We start from the raw sequence: 16,831 nt of genomic DNA, 5'->3' as shown, positions 1-16,831 counted from the left end.
ATATAAAATTAATATATTTAGTTTAAAATAAAATATAAACCTATATATATCCCCGCAACCATTTACTCCAACTGTGAGTATGTGAGTTCACTGAAATAAAAATCTATAACATCAAATTAAAACCAATTCCTAAAAAAAAGCGTACTGAGATCAACATACTTAACAACAAGATAGGTTGATAATCTTAGCTCTTTTTCATTTCTTCTCTTTCGTTTCGCTGAAAGGCGTGACTGAGCCCGCAATCAATATGCATTGATATGTTGGGCTTAGTGATTACCGTAAGGCTGTGTGATTTGAATGCTTCGAACGTTTTCAGCATTGCTGCAGAAAATCAGTAGAAGCTTTTTTTATTGGCAGGGCTGTTTTTATTGACGGACTATTTTTATTAACTGGACTATAGCTTGTATTCGCGAATATCAATCTGATATTGCTTCAGCTTGCGCCACAGTGTAGTACGCCCCATATTTAATGCTTGATGCATCTCCTGAATTTTTCCACCGTATGCCAACGCGGCTTCGATGATTAGCGCTTTTTCCACTTCATGAATGTTCAAGTCGTGGAATAGATTATGTCCGTGTGTTTTCTCTGAAAGTTTTTGCCAGTAAAAGTGACACTTTAGCTTTTCACTAATTTCTCGCCCTAGGGTAAGAGTGAGAGCTAACAGTATATTACTGCTGGTTGACTCCCCACGTAACACCAACGTGGCTAACAAGCGCGTTTCATCATAAATAGGGGCGAAATAGTAAGTATGTCCTTGTGAGTTAATTGGCTGGTCATCTAGAGAAGTGACCTGTATTTGAGAGAATATCCAAGATGGCAACATGGCGCTGCTGTCTGATTTACGGTTAGACCATAAAGTTTGACCGTATTTATCCAACAACATTCCTTCAATGTCGAAATCATGGATAGGTGATAAACCATTTGTGATGGCTTCACTTGCCAGTTGTATCAATAACTCCGGATCAATGGAGCATGATGATTTTTCTGTAAGCTGTGCGAGTTTGGGAATTGTAAAATCAATAGTCATAATCAGCCTTATTCTTCGATAAGTATTCTCCCTGATTATGTCAAGTTATCAGTTAAGTTTTATATCCTAGATCAAGTTATGATTTGATAGATTTTGGCGGGATGATATAGATCAAGTATTTGAAATATAGAAAAAACCCAAAATAATGGGTTATATCGAAAAAAGCCTGCAAACATGATTCGCAGGCTAAATTTCGAGCTAGATGATAGCCTATTTTTTATTCGCTAACAACGGAGCCCCACAGGTCATATTCATCAGCATGCTCAATCAGCACTTTAACGATATCCCCTGCTTTCACATCAAACTCGCCATTGAGGTACACCATACCATCAATTTCTGGCGCATCGGCCATACTACGACCCACTGCACCTTCGTCATCGACTTCATCGATAATAACTAAAAGCTCGCGACCCACTTTCTCTTGTAAGCGCTGAGTGGAGATCTCTTGCTGAAGCTGCATAAAACGATGATAACGCTCTTCTTTTATCTCTTCAGGTACTTGGTCAGCCAGTTCATTCGCTTTTGCGCCTTCAACTGGGCTGTATTTAAAGCAACCAACTCTATCTAATCGCGCTTCTTGTAAGAAATCCAACAGCATTTGGAAATCTTCTTCTGTTTCACCAGGGAAACCAACAATAAACGTTGAACGTAATGTCAGCTCAGGGCAAATTTCACGCCAGCGCTTAATACGCTCTAATGTTCTTTCTACCGCTCCTGGGCGTTTCATCAGTTTTAAAATTTTCGGACTGGCGTGCTGTAATGGAATATCCAAGTAAGGTAACACTTTACCTTCTGCCATTAATGGGATCACATCATCAACATGTGGGTATGGGTAAACGTAATGCAGACGAACCCAAACCCCCATAGAAGCTAGCTGCTCACATAATCCAACCATGCTAGTTTTCACCGGCTGACCATCCCAGAACCCCGTACGGTGTTTAACATCCACACCATAAGCAGAAGTATCTTGAGAAATCACCAGTAACTCTTTAACGCCTGATTCAACTAAACGCTTCGCTTCATTCAACACATCGCCAATAGCGCGGCTATCTAAGTCACCACGCATAGAAGGGATGATGCAAAAAGTGCAACGGTGGTTACAACCCTCCGATATTTTTAAGTAAGCGTAATGTTTTGGCGTTAATTTTACGCCTTGCTCTGGGACTAAACTAAAGAACGGATCATGCTCTGGTTTTGGCACATAGTGGTGAACGTGATTTAACACTTGTTCATAACTATGTGGGCCCGTAATTTCTAATACCTTCGGGTGAACTTCACGGATTTGGTTCTCTTTTGCGCCCAGGCATCCTGTCACAATCACTTTACCATTTTCGTTCAACGCTTCGCCGATAGCTTCTAACGACTCTTGAACGGCACTATCAATAAAGCCACAAGTATTCACGATAACCAAATCGGCATCGTCATAGCTAGGAACGACTTGGTAACCATCAGTACGCAGCTCCGTTAAAATACGCTCTGAGTCAACGAGGTTTTTGGGGCAGCCAAGTGAAACAAAGCCAATCTTTGGCACTGAATTCGTATTTTGCGACATAGCTCACTTCTTTATTATGTTATAGATATTGTTTTAAAAAATGGGCTGGATTTTACCTGAAGTATAGCGGGAATTGTATATTTTTTTAGCGATGAAAATGATATTTCGAGCGAAATTCCCGCGCCATTTCTAGCGCAGGGATTTCACTCAGAAAAACAGCAAAGATTATCGGTTAATTGAGCGGGCGATACGGGAATAGGTGTGTCTAACACCGCGGATCACAATACTGTAATTCAATATATTCTCCGGTAAGGCGATGCCGTTATAACCCGAGTCACCTATATGATGTAAATCTGTTCCTGCCATTTTGCACATTAACGCAATCTGGCGAATGGTTTGTAGGTCAGCCCCTTCTTGAGATGTGCCAATCGCGGTCATGGTCATAACTCGCTGAGAATGGCAATAACTCACCATTTTCTGCACAAATTCCGAAGATATTCCCGGAACCGTTCCCGGTGCAGGCAGTAAAATAATATCCGCACCGCTCTTAATAAAGGAATGAATATCCTCTTCGGTAATTAACTGCTCAGCAGACGCATTGAGAACTCCCGCTGCATGCATTTTTCCCGTAATCAGAACGATATCTTCCCCCACCACCGCTTTGAGTTCTTTGAGGCTTTGGTTGATTTCTTGGTTAGTGACGCCATTACCCGGATTCCCAGTCAGGACAATAATATCCGCGCCCATCTGCTTTAATTTCAGGGCATTTTTGACAGTAGCCAAGCGCCCTTCAGACATTTTCCACTGTTTATCTTGATGGGGATTATTAAACCCTGCGGGAACAGGTTCCAAATTCACGCCAATTGCACGTCCTGTTAAGTGCTTTAAGGTACGAATAATCTCATCGGGTGCAATGCCTTCTGGCAAACCTTGCATCACTGGGTTATTTACATCAAAAACATTCAATAGCAAAATATCTGCGCCTTGGCTTGCTGCGAGTTCCGCATTAGTGACGTTCATCAAGACTGGCTGAATAGTCCCGATAGTTTCACTCACCAGTAATCGCCCTTCGCTGGCTTTAATCGCTTCCAGTAAGCTTTTCTTATTCATTTTCGCAATTTCAGAAGCGGAACAATCCAAATAACGTTTTTGCATCTCCAGTACCTCGACTTTATACCTAATAAATACCGTTCAACGTTTCGACTATAGCATGTGAAACCGACTACAGTGTCTGAAGCAAATCACCTTTCTAATACTTATTTTTTATCACTAAAAAAGAAAGTATTAACACTTTGATTAATATTAAATTTAAATATATTCATAGTAAGGATTGGATATAAGCCTAAAACATTCTGCTTGTTTTTGATTAATAGTAATGATTATCATTATGCTTCTAACTTCATTCAGGTAAGGATGTCACAATGAAATTCGCTTATCAGGCAGCCGTTTCGGGCTTAGCCTTATTCTCTCTATCCGCCTTTGCTCAAGAGTATCCTCTCGGTCACCCAGTCATTAAAAACGGCATGGAAATCCAAGGTGTTTATTTACAGCCTATCACCATGGACACCGAAGAAGGCCACCACAAGATGGCTCACCTGCCAGCGGATAAAGCCGACGTTCACTTAGAAGCCGACATCCACGCAGTAGAAGATAACCCGAACGGCTTTGCAGAAGGCGATTGGATGCCTTACTTAACCGTCGAATATACCGTCACCAAACTGGGCGATAAGCCACAGACTCAATCAGGCACCTTTATGCCGATGGTGGCAAGCGATGGTCCTCACTATGGTGAAAATATTAAACTGGACGGCAATGGTAAATATCGCGTTACCTATAAAATTTACCCGCCTTCACACAACCAACAAGCCGCTTTCGGTCGCCACATTGATAAAGAAACAGGTGTTGCCCCTTGGTTTGAACCGTTTGAAGTCTCTTGGGACTTTGACTATGCCGGCATAGGTCGCAAAGGCAGTTACTAATTTTTCAATGATGCGCTGAGGGCTTTCGCGGGGGTAATATTCCGCGCGAGCCCTTTTTCGCTAGTAAGGAACTCTCAATTTTCAATAAGTTTGAGCCAACAATGAAAACACTACTCAGCTTTTTACTGGTTTTTATTTGCGCATTACTTCCGCAATCTGCCTTAAGCGCCGAAAAATATACCGTTGAATTAGAAATGAAAAATGGGGATTTAATCCCACGTGTTCTGGAAGTGCCAGCGAAAACCATTATTCGTATCAAAATTACCAATACTGGCACTGAACCCGCAGAGTTTGAAAGTCTGCAACTGCGCAAAGAAAAAGTATTAGCCCCCGGCGCCAGTTCCGTGGTGGTTATTGCACCTTTAAAACCAGGTAGTTACACATTTTTCGACGATTTCCATCTGTCACATCCAAAAGGCGAGATCATCGCTAAAGAGTAGGATTCAACATGGGACAAGTTCTCTTTGTAGTTTGGCGCGAAAGTTTTGAAGCGCTATTAGTTATCGGCATCATTTATGCGTGGATCAAACGCCACCCTGACGCTCGCAATGGGATGAAATACCTGTGGGGCGGTGTTGGGCTGGGTATCGCCATGTCCATCTTACTCGCACTGCTGATTTACGGCGTATTCAATGTCCTTGATGACACTGGGCAATCTATTTTCATGATAGTCATGGAGATCCTCGCCTGTATATTGATTGTTCAAATGGTCTATTGGATGAACAAAAGCGGCGGCTCGATGAAAAAAGAGCTGGAATCAGGTATCAATCGTAATGCAGAACACCATAGTTGGTGGGGCGCAACCTTGATTATCGCTATCGCGATTGCCCGTGAAGGTAGCGAAATTGTCGTTTTCCTTTCCAGTTTTATCATGTCGTTGACCGCTGAAAATGCCAACGAATTTATCTTTGAAGTTGCAGCGGGTGTCGCTATTGCGGGTATGACTCTATATGCCTTCTTATTAACTAACCGAATTATTTCATGGAAAATTTTCTTTAAAGTCACTGGCGTGATTTTACTGTTCCTTGCCCTCTCCTTGCTGCTTCGTGGCGTTGAAGAAATTTCAAACTTAATGATTGAGTTTGACTATCCAATTCCTGAATTTTTAATCTACCCAGCATGGGATACCAGCGCATTACTGGATGATTCTGGTGTAGCTGGCAACTTTATTTCATCATTCTTTGCATATCGTTCACAGCCAATTTGGCTCAGTGTTATCACCTTTGTTGTCTATTGGATTGTGATCCTCGCACTGTTTGTTTGGAGCAAAAAACATGCCGCTAAACGGAACTTACAAAATGCGTAAAATCACCCACTTAGCCATTAGCGTAATCGTTGCTTCACTCGTGGCATCTACCGCCTATGGAAAAGCCCTACGCTCCCCTGTGCAAACAGGGGACAACATCATTATTGCTAAGGGGGATATTCCCACCCCTGAAAAATATCAGCCTGCCATTCAAGAATACTTATCCTTCGTCAACAAGGAGTTAAGTGAAATGGTGGAGCAATTAGAAAAACTCAATCAAAGTGTGCAAAAAGGTCAATTAGCGCAGGCGAAAGCGGCCTATATTCAAGCCCACCAGCACTATGAAACCGTGCGTCCGATCATTGTTTTGTTTGGTAATACCGACCGAACCATCAACCCTCGTGCGGATTATTTTCTGGATAAAGAAAAAGACTACCGCTTCGTGGGATTTCACTTGGTCGAATACCTTTTATTTGCAAAGCAAGATCTCAAAGCGGCGCTGCCAGCGTCTGATGAGCTGTTATTAAAAGGAAAAGATTTACAAAAACGTGTCTTGACCGAAATCATTGAAATTCCGAAATTGGTGCAAGCTTCCGCTGATTTTATGGAGATGATCCTCGAAACAAAACTGTCGGGACAAGAGAATATTTATAGTCTCTCAGACCTGTCGGATATAGCGGCAAATGCCAAAGGTTCTCAAGCCATCATCGAGGTGATCAGTCCATTTATTGAATCCAAGACCCTTGATCAGATAAAAGAAAATGATCAGAAAATTAATAAAATAGTGCAGTCATATCAATTAGCTAAAGGTCAATACAAGCCTTACAGCCAACTAAAACAACAAGACAAAATGGCGCTCTATTCCCTGTTAACGCAACAAGCCGAACTGCTCGCGACATTGCGCGCTCAGATGGATGTTGATGTTTACTATAAATATTAAGGCATAAATTTATGCAAGCTAAACTAAAAAGCGAGTCACAACCTTTGGGGTTTTCTCAATCTAAAGTATCTCGCCGCCATGCGCTAAAAACCTTAGTCATGGGAGGCGCAATCCTCGCTGCCCCCGCCCTCAGCGCAAAAGCATCCATTGCGGATTGCGAGCTGACGTATGACAAAAGTATCAATTATTTAGGTTCACACCAAGCGGGCGTGCTAACCCCAGAACAGAAAAACGCCTCGTTTATCGCTTTTCGAATCACATCAACGACCCTTGATGAGCTTCAAGCGCTGTTCACGGTATTAACTCAACGCATCGCTTTTCTGACTCAAGTACAAAAATCGACGCCAAATCAGAATGATAAAATGCCTCCCGCAGAGTCTGGGATTTTAGGCACGCTCATTCAGCCTGACGCCCTGAGCGTCACGGTTTCCTTGGGAGATAGCTTATTTGATTCACGCTTTGGATTAGAAAAGCTTAAACCGAGTCAATTGGTGGAAATGACCAGCTTCCCGAACGACCGTTTAGAAGACAAATGGTGTGGTGGTGATGTGGTATTGCAAATTTGTGCCAATAGCCAAGAAAGCGTGATTTATGCGCTGCGCGATATTCTCCGCCACACTTCACCTTATTGGTTCCCGCTATGGAAAATCGATGGGTTCTTACCATCAAGGGATATCGATAAACGCTCTACCCCAATTAATTTATTTGGCTTTAAAGATGGCACCGGCAATGCGCCAGCCGACGACAGTAAGTTAATGGATGAGCTGATTTGGGTGACTGAAGATAGCAAAGAGCCAGCCTGGTGTGTCGGCGGAACCTACCAAGCGGTTCGCCTAATTCGTTTTAATCTTGAATTTTGGGATAGAACACCGCTGGAAGACCAAGAAAATGACTTTGGGCGCCATAAAGCAACAGGTGCACCAATGGGCATGAAGCACGAAATGGATGATCCTGCATTCGACAAAGATCCTCACGGTGACCGCGTATTATTTGACTCCCATATGCGCCGCGCAGAACCGAGAAACCCAAGCCGCCATACAGCAAAATTGCGTCGCCGTAGCTACAGCTATTCTCTCGGATTAACCGATAGCGGCGCATTGGATATGGGACTGATTTTCGTTTCATATCAAAAGAACTTAAAAACCGGTTTTATCGATACCCAAAAAAGGTTAAATGGCGAACCTCTTGAGCGCTATATTAAACCGTTTGGCGGGGGTTACTATTTCGTTTTACCTGGTATTCAATCAGAGCAAGACCAGCTCGCTAAAGGGTTATTTGCCGCACTGAAAGCCACTAAATAATGCCATAAAAAAAGACCCCGAATATTATTTCGGGGCTTCTAGCTCGTTCATTTACAGACTGATTTATTATCTTCTTATTTTTTGCGATCCTTCGCGTCTTGCTCAACTTCCTGTTTCCATTCCTCTGATATTGGTGCAGCATTCTGTTTGGCTTCTACGGCTTTATTGACTGCTTTATATGCCTTATCGTAGCCCGTGCCATCTTGAACATAACCTGTAGCATTCGAACTCTTAATACCGATATTATCCGCAGCCGTAATCGCATCAATATTGGCACCTAAGAAAATAAAGTCCCACTTATCTTCAACTTCAGCTGATTTAATCATAGATTTAATCTTAGCCTGACTATATTTGGTGCTACTGTTCTCTTCACCGTCAGTAATAATCACAAACAAAACATTATTGTTCTTGGTGATTTTTCTATTCTCACGCATTTTCACCATGGTATCGCCAATGGCATCTAATAATGCGGTGTTTCCACCGACAGAATAGTCATCTAGCGTGAGGTTTTTCACTTTATCAATAGGTTCTCTGTTGTGTAATAAACTGGTTTTATTATTAAACAACACCGTGGTAATAAAGGTTTTACCCGCTTTATTTCTATTTTCTGTCAGCACGCTGTTATATCCACCAACAGTGTCAGATTCAAATCCTGACATTGAACCGCTTTTATCCAAGATAAACACCAAATCTAATACTTCAGAATCTTTAGCGGGTTCAACAATGGATTTAGCGCCAGAAACGCTAGAAAAAAAGAGTAGGAATACAGCAGATATTGCAGTAAAAAATGAAGTCTTAAATAAATTCATTACTGAGCCTCTTTATAATATTATCCTGACGAAACTACCCTTTAGTTTCCGTGTTTCAGCGGGATATCACATAAGATTACTCTGCTTAATTTATAAGCAAATTCTTAATTATAAAGACGCTCAGATAAACTTAATGGAATATACTTATCTTACCCACACACCATAATTTCTGAGTTTGTTAATTTCTTTAATAAACCCATTAAGTTTTATATATTCCTCAGCCACATTGCTGGAAGGACTTTCAGTATACGTTTCCACTAACTGAACAGTTAATTGATGATATTGTTTATTTAAGTCTTGATGAATATCGACTTTGTTCGCATTTTTCAGCGTTTCTGTTAACGCTATAATCTCATTCGCCACCGATTGAACCTGTGGATCACGGAAGGCCGCTTGAGGAACTTGATAACTTAAGTGCTGGCTAATTGAATTATTTTCTTCATTTTGCGGTGAATTAGGTACTAAATTTTGATCGTGTTCGTTCGCAAAATATTCAATTAACTCAGATTGATCAAAACATTTTGATTTAATATCTTCTTGCTTGTACTGCTTATTCTCTGCCCCCGGCAACGCTTTGCCAATTGGGTAAGTACAACGGAATAAATTGCCATCAATCACCACGGCATCACTGCTTTTGATAGGTAAGCTTAATTCATGCCCATAAATAGTGACATTTCGCGGCGCGGGTTGATACCCCTTTTTATCTTGCTCGGTATACACTTCAGAAAATGTGTAATACACCCCATGATTAGGGTTTAGGATCCCGCCTGAGTTATGTTCAAACACCATAAATTTGGTGACATGACCTGTATTATCTTCAAGTGTATGTTCACCACTGGCTAATGATATTGATCCATACTGACCAGGCTCGACCAGATAATTTTTACCATCCACTTTAAAGGAAATCGTGTCTTCTGTTGGATTGCTATAATAGAACTTTCCTTTGCTTCCCATAATATCGAGATCACCACAGGCAGTAATCAATAACATTACTGTTGTGAGCAGGCTGACTTTCAATATAGCTTTCATGTATATCCTCAACATATTACACATCAAAAAACAGACCAAAAAATAAACAGCCAAGGATAGTAATGTTATTCATCTTAATAAAAATAGTTTTACGATTAGTGCTTAACACTTCTTACTTGTTGAAAATCAAACAATAATGATGAACTATAAAAAATCAGGTATAGAAAAGCGCTGTGAAACTAAGATTGATGAGTGGGCGTACGACGTAATGCTTTAAATAATAGCTGGAAAACAGATTCCATTGTCGGCGTTAGCGTTTGGTTATTACGCATTAAGGATATCGAACGTGTTAATGCAGGTTGTTGTAACTGTAAAACTTTTAGCTCAGGATCCCGCAAATGCACCGTATATAACTGAGGTAAAATACCAATCGCTAATTTCGATCTCACTAATCCATATAAGGTTTCAATATAATCGACTTGATAACGCGGATTAATATTAAAACGATTACTTTCAATTGTAGCGCTCACTAATCGATTAATATTTCCTTTCGAAAACATGGCAATGTCACGGTTATTTAAGAATTTCCACGGTAGATGGAATGCATTATCTGAAATAAATTCATCACGGTGGATCACCGCAACAAATGGGTCATCTTGCAAAGGATATAAAGTTAACTCTTCAGGAACCGAGCTATCCAATACGCCTATTCCAAAATCAATTTCGTTATTCACCAATTTATTTACTAATGCGTCATTGGTTTGGTCATAAAATTCCACATTCAGCTTAGGAAAATGTTGCTGTAATTGCTCAGGAATAATCGGGAATAATAACGAACTGACAGAAGGAACCAATCCAATACGCAATGTACCATCGCCACCCTCTTCGATAATTTTTTGAATATCGCTGAAGCCTCGGTGGGAGACACTTAAAATACGCTCCGCATGCGGTAAAATTGCGGCGCCTAGCTCCGTCAATGTCACTGACGCTGCCGTGCGGTTAATCAACTTACCGCCAATCACGGTTTCAATCTGCCGTATCGCGCTGCTTAATGCTGGCTGACTCACCGCTAAACGATTTGCGGTTTCAGTAAAATGACGCAGATGCGCAAGAGTCACAAAATATTGCAACTGCTTTAGAGTTAATGCCGGAAGGCGCTGCCATGGCTCAGTCATTGTATTTCCTCGCAAATTGGATCGTCATTCTTATCATAATGCGCCGCATTATAACCTCTCTTTATGATTCGATAAATTTTATCATCTTGGCAAACGTTTGCCTTGCTCATAAAGTAGCGACATAAATCTTTGAGATGGTGTTTTATGAAGCTAACAAATCAAACTCGACGCCGTGCCGTACAAGCCGCAAAAGGTGAAGTACCTTTTGATCTTTTACTCACCAACGCCAATATTATCGATATGGTGACGGGGGAAACTCGACCTGCGGATATCGGTATCATTGAAGGGCTAATTGCCAGCGTACATCCAACAGGAAGTCGTACTGATAGCCATGAAATCCATAATTTATCAGGAAAATTTATTTCCCCGGGGTTTATTGACACCCACGTTCATTTAGAAAGCTCCCACCTTCCCCCTGTTCGTTATGCTGAAATTGTCCTCACACAAGGCACCACCGCCGTATTTTGGGATCCTCACGAACTTGCCAACGTATTGGGATTAGATGGTGTTCGCTATGCCATTGATGCTAGCCGTAATTTGCCCCTTGATGTGATGGTTGCCGCCCCTTCTTCTGTACCTTCAACACCAGGATTGGAAATGTCAGGTGCAGACTTCGCAGGACAAGAGATGTCCACGATGTTGAGCTGGCCGGAAGTACGTGGCGTGGCAGAAGTAATGGACATGTTCGGCGTGCTAAATGGCAGCGAACGCATGGAAGAGATCCTCGACGCTGGGTTAAGCTCAGGAAAAATCATTGAAGGTCATGCCCGCGGATTAAAAGGTGCGGATTTACAAGCCTATCTTGCTGCTGGAGTCACTTCAGATCATGAACTCACTTCCGCAGAAGATGCTCTCGAAAAATTACGTGCGGGGCTAACACTGGAAATTCGTGGTTCTCATCCTTACCTGCTCCCTGAAATTGTGGCAGCATTGCAAACACTGCCGCATTTATCCTCACAAATCACGGTATGCACAGATGATGTTCCACCGGATATATTGATTGAAAAAGGCGGTGTAATCGCACTGCTGAATTTATTAATTGAGCACGGCATGAAAGCCACTGATGTGTTGCGCTTTGCGACACTCAATGGCGCAATTCGCCTACAGCGCAATGACTTAGGTTTGATAGCCGCAGGTCGCCGCGCCAACTTAGTGGTTCTTAATTCTCTCGATACCTTAAAAGCTCAGCAAGTTTATGTCGATGGCAAAAAAGTGGCAGAGAATGGGCAACTTGTTTCGCCGATTGCCACTGAAAATACGATTTTACCGCCACGCGATACCATGCACCTAGCGCCAATCTCGGCTCAAGATTGCCAGCTTCAATTAGCTGACTTGCAAAATGGTACTGCGCGTTTACGTCATATTAGCGGCGCCCGCTTTACTCAGTGGGGAGAAGTCGATGTTCAAGTCGAAAATGGAATCGTGCAACTACCTGATGAATTTAGTTTGATCCGCGTACAACATCGCCATGGGCGCCATGACGCCAAACCACAAATTGCCTTACTAAAAGGATGGGGAGAATTACGCGGCGCCATTGCCACCAGCTACTCCCATGATTCCCATAACCTTGTAGTGCTCGGTCGTGATGCCAACGATATGGCAATGGCAGCTAACCTGCTGATTGAAAGCGGTGGCGGTATGGCGTTAGTTCAAGACGGCAAGATCCTTGCTCATGTGGCCATGCCCATTGCAGGTATGCTATCGGAATTACCAGCACCTGAGCTGGCAGAACAATTTCGCCAACTCAGAGAATTAAGCAGCCAAATTGCTGACTGGGAACCACCATATCGTGTATTCAAAGCCATCGAAGGCACGTGTCTTGCCTGCAATGCTGGCCCTCATTTAACCGATTTAGGACTGACTTGCGGAACCACTCGCCAGATCGTTGATGCCGTCTTAGAACGTACTGAAAGTAATGGCGATATTAAAAATACTCATCCAATAAAAAATAATGATAGGAGCGCCAATTAATGGCTAACGATTCTCTTCATCAGCCAACATCAGGGAGTTGGTTAGAAAGGCGTTTTGCGCTGCGTGAACGTGGCAGTTCAATCAGAACAGAATGCCTTGCCGGAGCTACTGGGTTCCTTGCAGCAGCCTATTTGCTGGTAGTTATTCCCGGGCTGTTAGCCGCAGGCGGGATGGATAAAGGCGCGGCGACCACCGGCACTATCATCGTGTTTGTACTTGCTAGCCTATTAATGGCGTTCTACGCTAACTTGCCTTTTATTGTGGGTCCCGGTATTGGTGGCTCGGTATTAGTGGGGATCACCCTTGCTGGCAGTGAAGGGATTGATTGGCAAATTGGTTTAGGCATCGCCTGCTGGTCAGGAATTTTATTTTTCCTGCTCACCAAATTCGGTTTACGTGAAGTTGTGACTCGCTCCGTACCACAATCCATCAAATTAGGCTTAACAGCATCTATCGGTCTGTTTGTGGCAGTGTTGGGCTTTCGTAATGCGGGCTTAGTATTAGCCAACCCAAAAACCAACGCATTAATGCTGGGGGATTTTCTCTCTCCGGGTGCCTTAGTCGCTCTTGCAGGCTTCTTTGTGGCTATCGCATTGCAAGCTCGCCGCATTCCCGGTGGGATCTTATGGGCGATTTTGTTCGCCACCGTGTTAGGCATTCCGTTTGGCGTCACAAAGTTGCCCGAAAGCTTTATCGGTATGCCGCATTCTATTGCGCCAGTCTTAGGTCAGGTGGATTTAATCGGCGCCTTAAACATCGCCTTCTTACCTTTCCTATTTGTGTTCTTTGCCGCGGAGTTTTTCTCCACCATGGGAACCACATTAGCCGTCGGCGGCGAAGCCGGATTGCTGGATAAAGAAGGTAACATGCCGAATATCAACCGCCCGTTTATTGTGGACTCCATCGCCGCGGCGTTAGGTCCAATGGTGGGTATTCCAGCGGCGACCGCATTAATTGAATCGTCAGCAGCGGCTGAAGCGGGTGGAAAAACCGGTATGACAGCATTAGCGGCGGCGTTTATGTTCCTGCTGATGTTACTGTTTACCCCAATCGCGTTAATGATCCCAGCACAAGCCACCGCACCTGCGTTGATTTTAATTGGCTTAAATATGTTTAGCGGATTACGTAAGGTGGATTTAGCGAACTTTACCGATGGTCTGCCTGTATTAATGATGGTGATGATCACGTTAATCGCGAACAGCTTCGGTACAGGGATTGCAGGCGGGTTACTGTTTTATATCTTAATTAAAGCAGTGGCAGGCAAGTGGCGTGAAATTCCAATCAGTCTGTGGATCCTCGCGGTGCCATTAGTGTATTACTTCTCAACGTTAGTGAAGCACTAAAACAAATAATAGCCCCCTAATACAATTATATTAGAGGGCTTCTTTTTATACTCAAGTATTAACTAGCAGCTAATACTTTAAATAATGATGGATTATTTTTTATTGCAACTAACACTTTCGCGGCAAGTCCTGTTGGGTTTCTTCTTTTCATCTCCCAACTTTTGATAGTATCAACACTTGTGCCTAGCGCATTGGCCAATTCACTTTGTGAAACTTTTAGTTGCTCTCTGATAGCTTTAACATCAGCAACTTCATATTGAGTCACTTTTGATGCTTTCTTAGTACCATTCTTAATTTCAATTGCTTCTTCTAAAGATTCTTTTAGTTCATTAAAGAAACTCATATCACACCTCATTCTTTAATAATTTTGTTAATTTCTTCAATGTATTTTTTTCTTCATCCGTTAGGTTATCTTTTTCATTCTTAGAATAAACCATTACAAAATAAATAATTTCCTTTGTAGCTAAAAAATAGATAACCCGAGAACTACCACTTTTACTTTGATGGCCTGTTGCTATTCTGACCTTCCTTAGTCCTCCTGTACCTTGAATAAGATCACCTTTTTCTGGTCTACCTATGAGTTCATTTTGTAGAATTCTTAATTCTTAATTCTTCATCTGTCGCAATTAACTTAATTTGCTTAGTAAACATAGATGTTTCAACAAACTTTATTCCATGGCTCACAATATTCCCTCTGTGCTTAATCCATACACATCAAGTGTACATAGTACACAAAAGGAAATCAACATCAGATAGTGTCTTGTACAAAAAATGCCCCTAGTAATTGATTATCCAGCTACTGGGGCAGTTCAGAACATTAATACTATTTTTCTATTTACATTTAATTCTAAATCAGTGGGGGAATTTGAGGCTGAATTGGCACTTCAATCACCGTTGGGCCTTGGCGCTTAAATGCCTCACGGCAAGCCGCTTTGACCTCATCTACCGTCGTGGCTTTTAACGCCGTGCAACCATAACCTTTACCCAGCGCCACAATATCCAAGTTTGGAATATCCAGCCCCGGAACTCCTGGCGTTTCTTCTAACACCGCGAAGGATTTCAAAATGGCGTACTCGCTATTTCGTGGGATCACAAACACAATCGGTAAATTATGTTGTGCCGCACTCCATAGCCCTTGAATCGAATATTGCATCGAGCCATCACCAATAATCGACATCACAGGGCGGTGTCGACCACTGTCTTTTTCCGCTAAAGCAATTCCCACGCTTGCTGGCAAGTTCCAACCCAATGATCCACTGGCAAAGGTATAGAACGAATCCGGTGCATCAATTGGCCATTCACGATGTAATTCGCCGAGGTTTGACGGCGATTCTTCCACCAAGATAGTCTCTTTCGGGGAGACTTCTCTCAATGCTTTAAACAGCTTCGCTGCACTTAATACTGTTGAGCTTCCCTTCACCTCTGGCGCAGCAGGGTGTGGAGCCATACCATGGGACTGTTTCTCAACCTTATTTTTCGCTGCTGCTCTGGCTTTCACTAACGGAGTTAGCCCTTCAATCGCGAGTACCGCATCACTGAGTAAGCTATCACCAACCGGCGCCCTTCCTACCTCAATAGGGTCATCGGTAATGTGCAGTAAACGCATTCCATCTGGCAAATAACTCCCTGCTACATAAGGATAATAACGGAAAACAGGCGCCCCAATAATCAACGCCAAATCATGTCCTTTTAGCTTGTCTGACAACGGGCCCATCGCGAAAGGCAATCCACCCGCATATAATGGATGCGTTTCAGGGAACGGTGGGCGTTCAGAGGCAGGCGCAGCCCAAACCGGAATATTCAATTTTTCCGCTAGCGTAATGCCAGCATCCCACCCTTCACCTCGCGCAATGGCTGAACCATAAATCAGCACTGGATTTTTGGCAGAATTCAGGGCACTCGCAAATGCCTGTAAACGCACAGGGTCATAACCTATGCGCAGGGAAACTTCACGCACAACCGCCTCTTGGGCAACGGCAGGTTTGTCCCAATCATCAAGGGGGATTGATAAGAAAACGGGTCCCGCTGGTGGCTGAAGTGCCATCGCATACGCTCGCATAAATGCCGCTGGCACATCTTCCGCGCGCTCAGGCTGATAGCTCCACTTAACCCACGGCTTTGGCAGAGTTTCTGGCTCAATATTGGTTAGCCAAGGCTCCATCAGCAACATTTCACGGGTTTGGTTACCCGCCGTGATAATCAGTGGCGTACGGTTCATATAGGCGGTCAGAATATTACTCATCCCATTACTTAGCCCCGCGGAAGTATGCAAATTGACCATAGCCACTTTGCGCATTCCCTGAGCGTAACCGTCAGCTGCTGCTACAGCAGAAGCTTCATGTAATGTTTGGATATAACGAAAATCACTCGGAAAATCTTTTAAGAATGTCTCTTCAGTTGAACCAGGGTTACCGAAAATGGTCGTAATATTCAATTGGCGTAGTAAATCAAAAGTCACTTGGCGAATGGTTTTCTTCATTTAAAATACCCTAATTAAGATACCTGAATTAATCCCCATCATAACCAATCCCCCCAATGAAAAACATTTTCCCCTCAAAGAATAGATCTTATTTAAAACC

At 42.8% G+C, this 16,831-nt stretch carries 15 protein-coding genes and 1 pseudogene; 7 read left to right on the top strand and 9 right to left on the bottom strand.

Annotation, left to right across the window (positions count from 1 at the left end; translation table 11 throughout):
• Window positions 1–394: 394 nt before the first annotated feature.
• From JK188_RS10780 to JK188_RS10770, 3 genes are all read right to left on the bottom strand, one after another.
• Window positions 395–952 carry a helix-turn-helix domain-containing protein gene (locus JK188_RS10780; RefSeq protein WP_230082450.1) on the bottom strand — a complete coding sequence of 186 codons (558 nt, stop codon included), beginning with the start codon at window positions 950–952 and terminating at the stop codon, window positions 395–397.
• A 292-nt stretch (window positions 953–1,244) separates the two neighbouring features.
• Window positions 1,245–2,579, bottom strand: a complete 1,335-nt coding sequence (gene rimO, locus JK188_RS10775) for a 30S ribosomal protein S12 methylthiotransferase RimO (RefSeq protein ID WP_036955655.1) — start codon at window positions 2,577–2,579, stop codon at window positions 1,245–1,247.
• A 165-nt stretch (window positions 2,580–2,744) separates the two neighbouring features.
• The gene (locus JK188_RS10770; protein ID WP_211887737.1) at window positions 2,745–3,674 is read right to left on the bottom strand and encodes a DUF7916 family protein; all 930 of its coding nucleotides are present in this window, start codon (window positions 3,672–3,674) and stop codon (window positions 2,745–2,747) included.
• 266 nt (window positions 3,675–3,940) lie between these two features.
• Between JK188_RS10770 and JK188_RS10765 the strand changes: the two genes are divergently transcribed.
• From JK188_RS10765 to efeB, 5 genes are all read left to right on the top strand, one after another.
• Window positions 3,941–4,498, top strand: coding sequence for an iron transporter (locus JK188_RS10765; RefSeq protein ID WP_036955660.1), 558 nt, complete (start codon window positions 3,941–3,943; stop codon window positions 4,496–4,498).
• Window positions 4,499–4,599: 101 nt separating this feature from the next.
• Window positions 4,600–4,938, top strand: a complete 339-nt coding sequence (locus JK188_RS10760) for a cupredoxin domain-containing protein (RefSeq protein WP_036955670.1) — start codon at window positions 4,600–4,602, stop codon at window positions 4,936–4,938.
• Window positions 4,939–4,946: 8 nt separating this feature from the next.
• On the top strand, window positions 4,947–5,804 hold the full coding sequence (locus tag JK188_RS10755; protein ID WP_211887735.1) for an FTR1 family iron permease: 858 nt from the start codon (window positions 4,947–4,949) through the stop codon (window positions 5,802–5,804).
• A complete protein-coding gene (locus tag JK188_RS10750) occupies window positions 5,797–6,684 on the top strand; it encodes an EfeM/EfeO family lipoprotein (protein WP_211887824.1) in 888 nt (295 codons plus the stop codon). The genes JK188_RS10755 and JK188_RS10750 overlap by 8 nt, the downstream gene beginning before the upstream one ends.
• An 11-nt stretch (window positions 6,685–6,695) precedes the next feature.
• On the top strand, window positions 6,696–7,985 hold the full coding sequence (gene efeB / locus JK188_RS10745) for an iron uptake transporter deferrochelatase/peroxidase subunit (RefSeq protein ID WP_211887734.1): 1,290 nt from the start codon (window positions 6,696–6,698) through the stop codon (window positions 7,983–7,985).
• Window positions 7,986–8,059: 74 nt separating this feature from the next.
• On the opposite strand, the gene JK188_RS10740 is transcribed toward efeB, so the two are convergent.
• The 3 genes from JK188_RS10740 to JK188_RS10730 all read right to left on the bottom strand — a co-directional run bounded on the left by JK188_RS10740 (window position 8,060) and on the right by JK188_RS10730 (window position 10,938).
• The gene (locus JK188_RS10740; protein WP_036955681.1) at window positions 8,060–8,794 is read right to left on the bottom strand and encodes a vWA domain-containing protein; all 735 of its coding nucleotides are present in this window, start codon (window positions 8,792–8,794) and stop codon (window positions 8,060–8,062) included.
• Between the two features lie 144 nt (window positions 8,795–8,938).
• Window positions 8,939–9,823: a hypothetical protein gene (locus JK188_RS10735; RefSeq protein ID WP_211887732.1), complete on the bottom strand. Its 885-nt coding sequence runs from the start codon at window positions 9,821–9,823 to the stop codon at window positions 8,939–8,941.
• A gap of 179 nt (window positions 9,824–10,002) precedes the next feature.
• On the bottom strand, window positions 10,003–10,938 hold the full coding sequence (locus tag JK188_RS10730; RefSeq protein WP_211887731.1) for a LysR family transcriptional regulator: 936 nt from the start codon (window positions 10,936–10,938) through the stop codon (window positions 10,003–10,005).
• Window positions 10,939–11,082: 144 nt separating this feature from the next.
• Here JK188_RS10730 and JK188_RS10725 point away from each other — a divergent pair, with 144 nt between their 5' ends.
• Window positions 11,083–12,909, top strand: coding sequence for an adenine deaminase (locus JK188_RS10725; RefSeq protein WP_211887729.1), 1,827 nt, complete (start codon window positions 11,083–11,085; stop codon window positions 12,907–12,909).
• Window positions 12,909–14,252 carry an NCS2 family permease gene (locus tag JK188_RS10720; protein WP_036955694.1) on the top strand — a complete coding sequence of 448 codons (1,344 nt, stop codon included), beginning with the start codon at window positions 12,909–12,911 and terminating at the stop codon, window positions 14,250–14,252. The genes JK188_RS10725 and JK188_RS10720 overlap by 1 nt, the downstream gene beginning before the upstream one ends.
• A gap of 58 nt (window positions 14,253–14,310) precedes the next feature.
• On the opposite strand, the gene nadS is transcribed toward JK188_RS10720, so the two are convergent.
• The 3 genes and pseudogenes from nadS to mdlC form a co-directional block, all read right to left on the bottom strand.
• Complete coding sequence (nadS, locus tag JK188_RS10715) at window positions 14,311–14,595, bottom strand: NadS family protein (RefSeq protein WP_132496774.1); 285 nt, start codon at window positions 14,593–14,595, stop codon at window positions 14,311–14,313.
• A gap of 1 nt (window position 14,596) precedes the next feature.
• Window positions 14,597–14,936 (bottom strand): annotated as a pseudogene (locus JK188_RS10710) (type II toxin-antitoxin system RelE/ParE family toxin).
• 163 nt (window positions 14,937–15,099) lie between these two features.
• On the bottom strand, window positions 15,100–16,731 hold the full coding sequence (mdlC, locus tag JK188_RS10705; protein WP_211887727.1) for a benzoylformate decarboxylase: 1,632 nt from the start codon (window positions 16,729–16,731) through the stop codon (window positions 15,100–15,102).
• Window positions 16,732–16,831 lie beyond the last annotated feature (100 nt).

It is taken from the genome of Providencia sp. JGM181, from assembly GCF_018257375.1.
In the GTDB taxonomy this organism is placed as follows: Bacteria; Pseudomonadota; Gammaproteobacteria; order Enterobacterales; family Enterobacteriaceae; genus Providencia; species Providencia lanzhouensis.
Note: the sequence above shows the minus strand (reverse complement) of the source record. Positions and strands in the feature narration are given on the sequence as shown.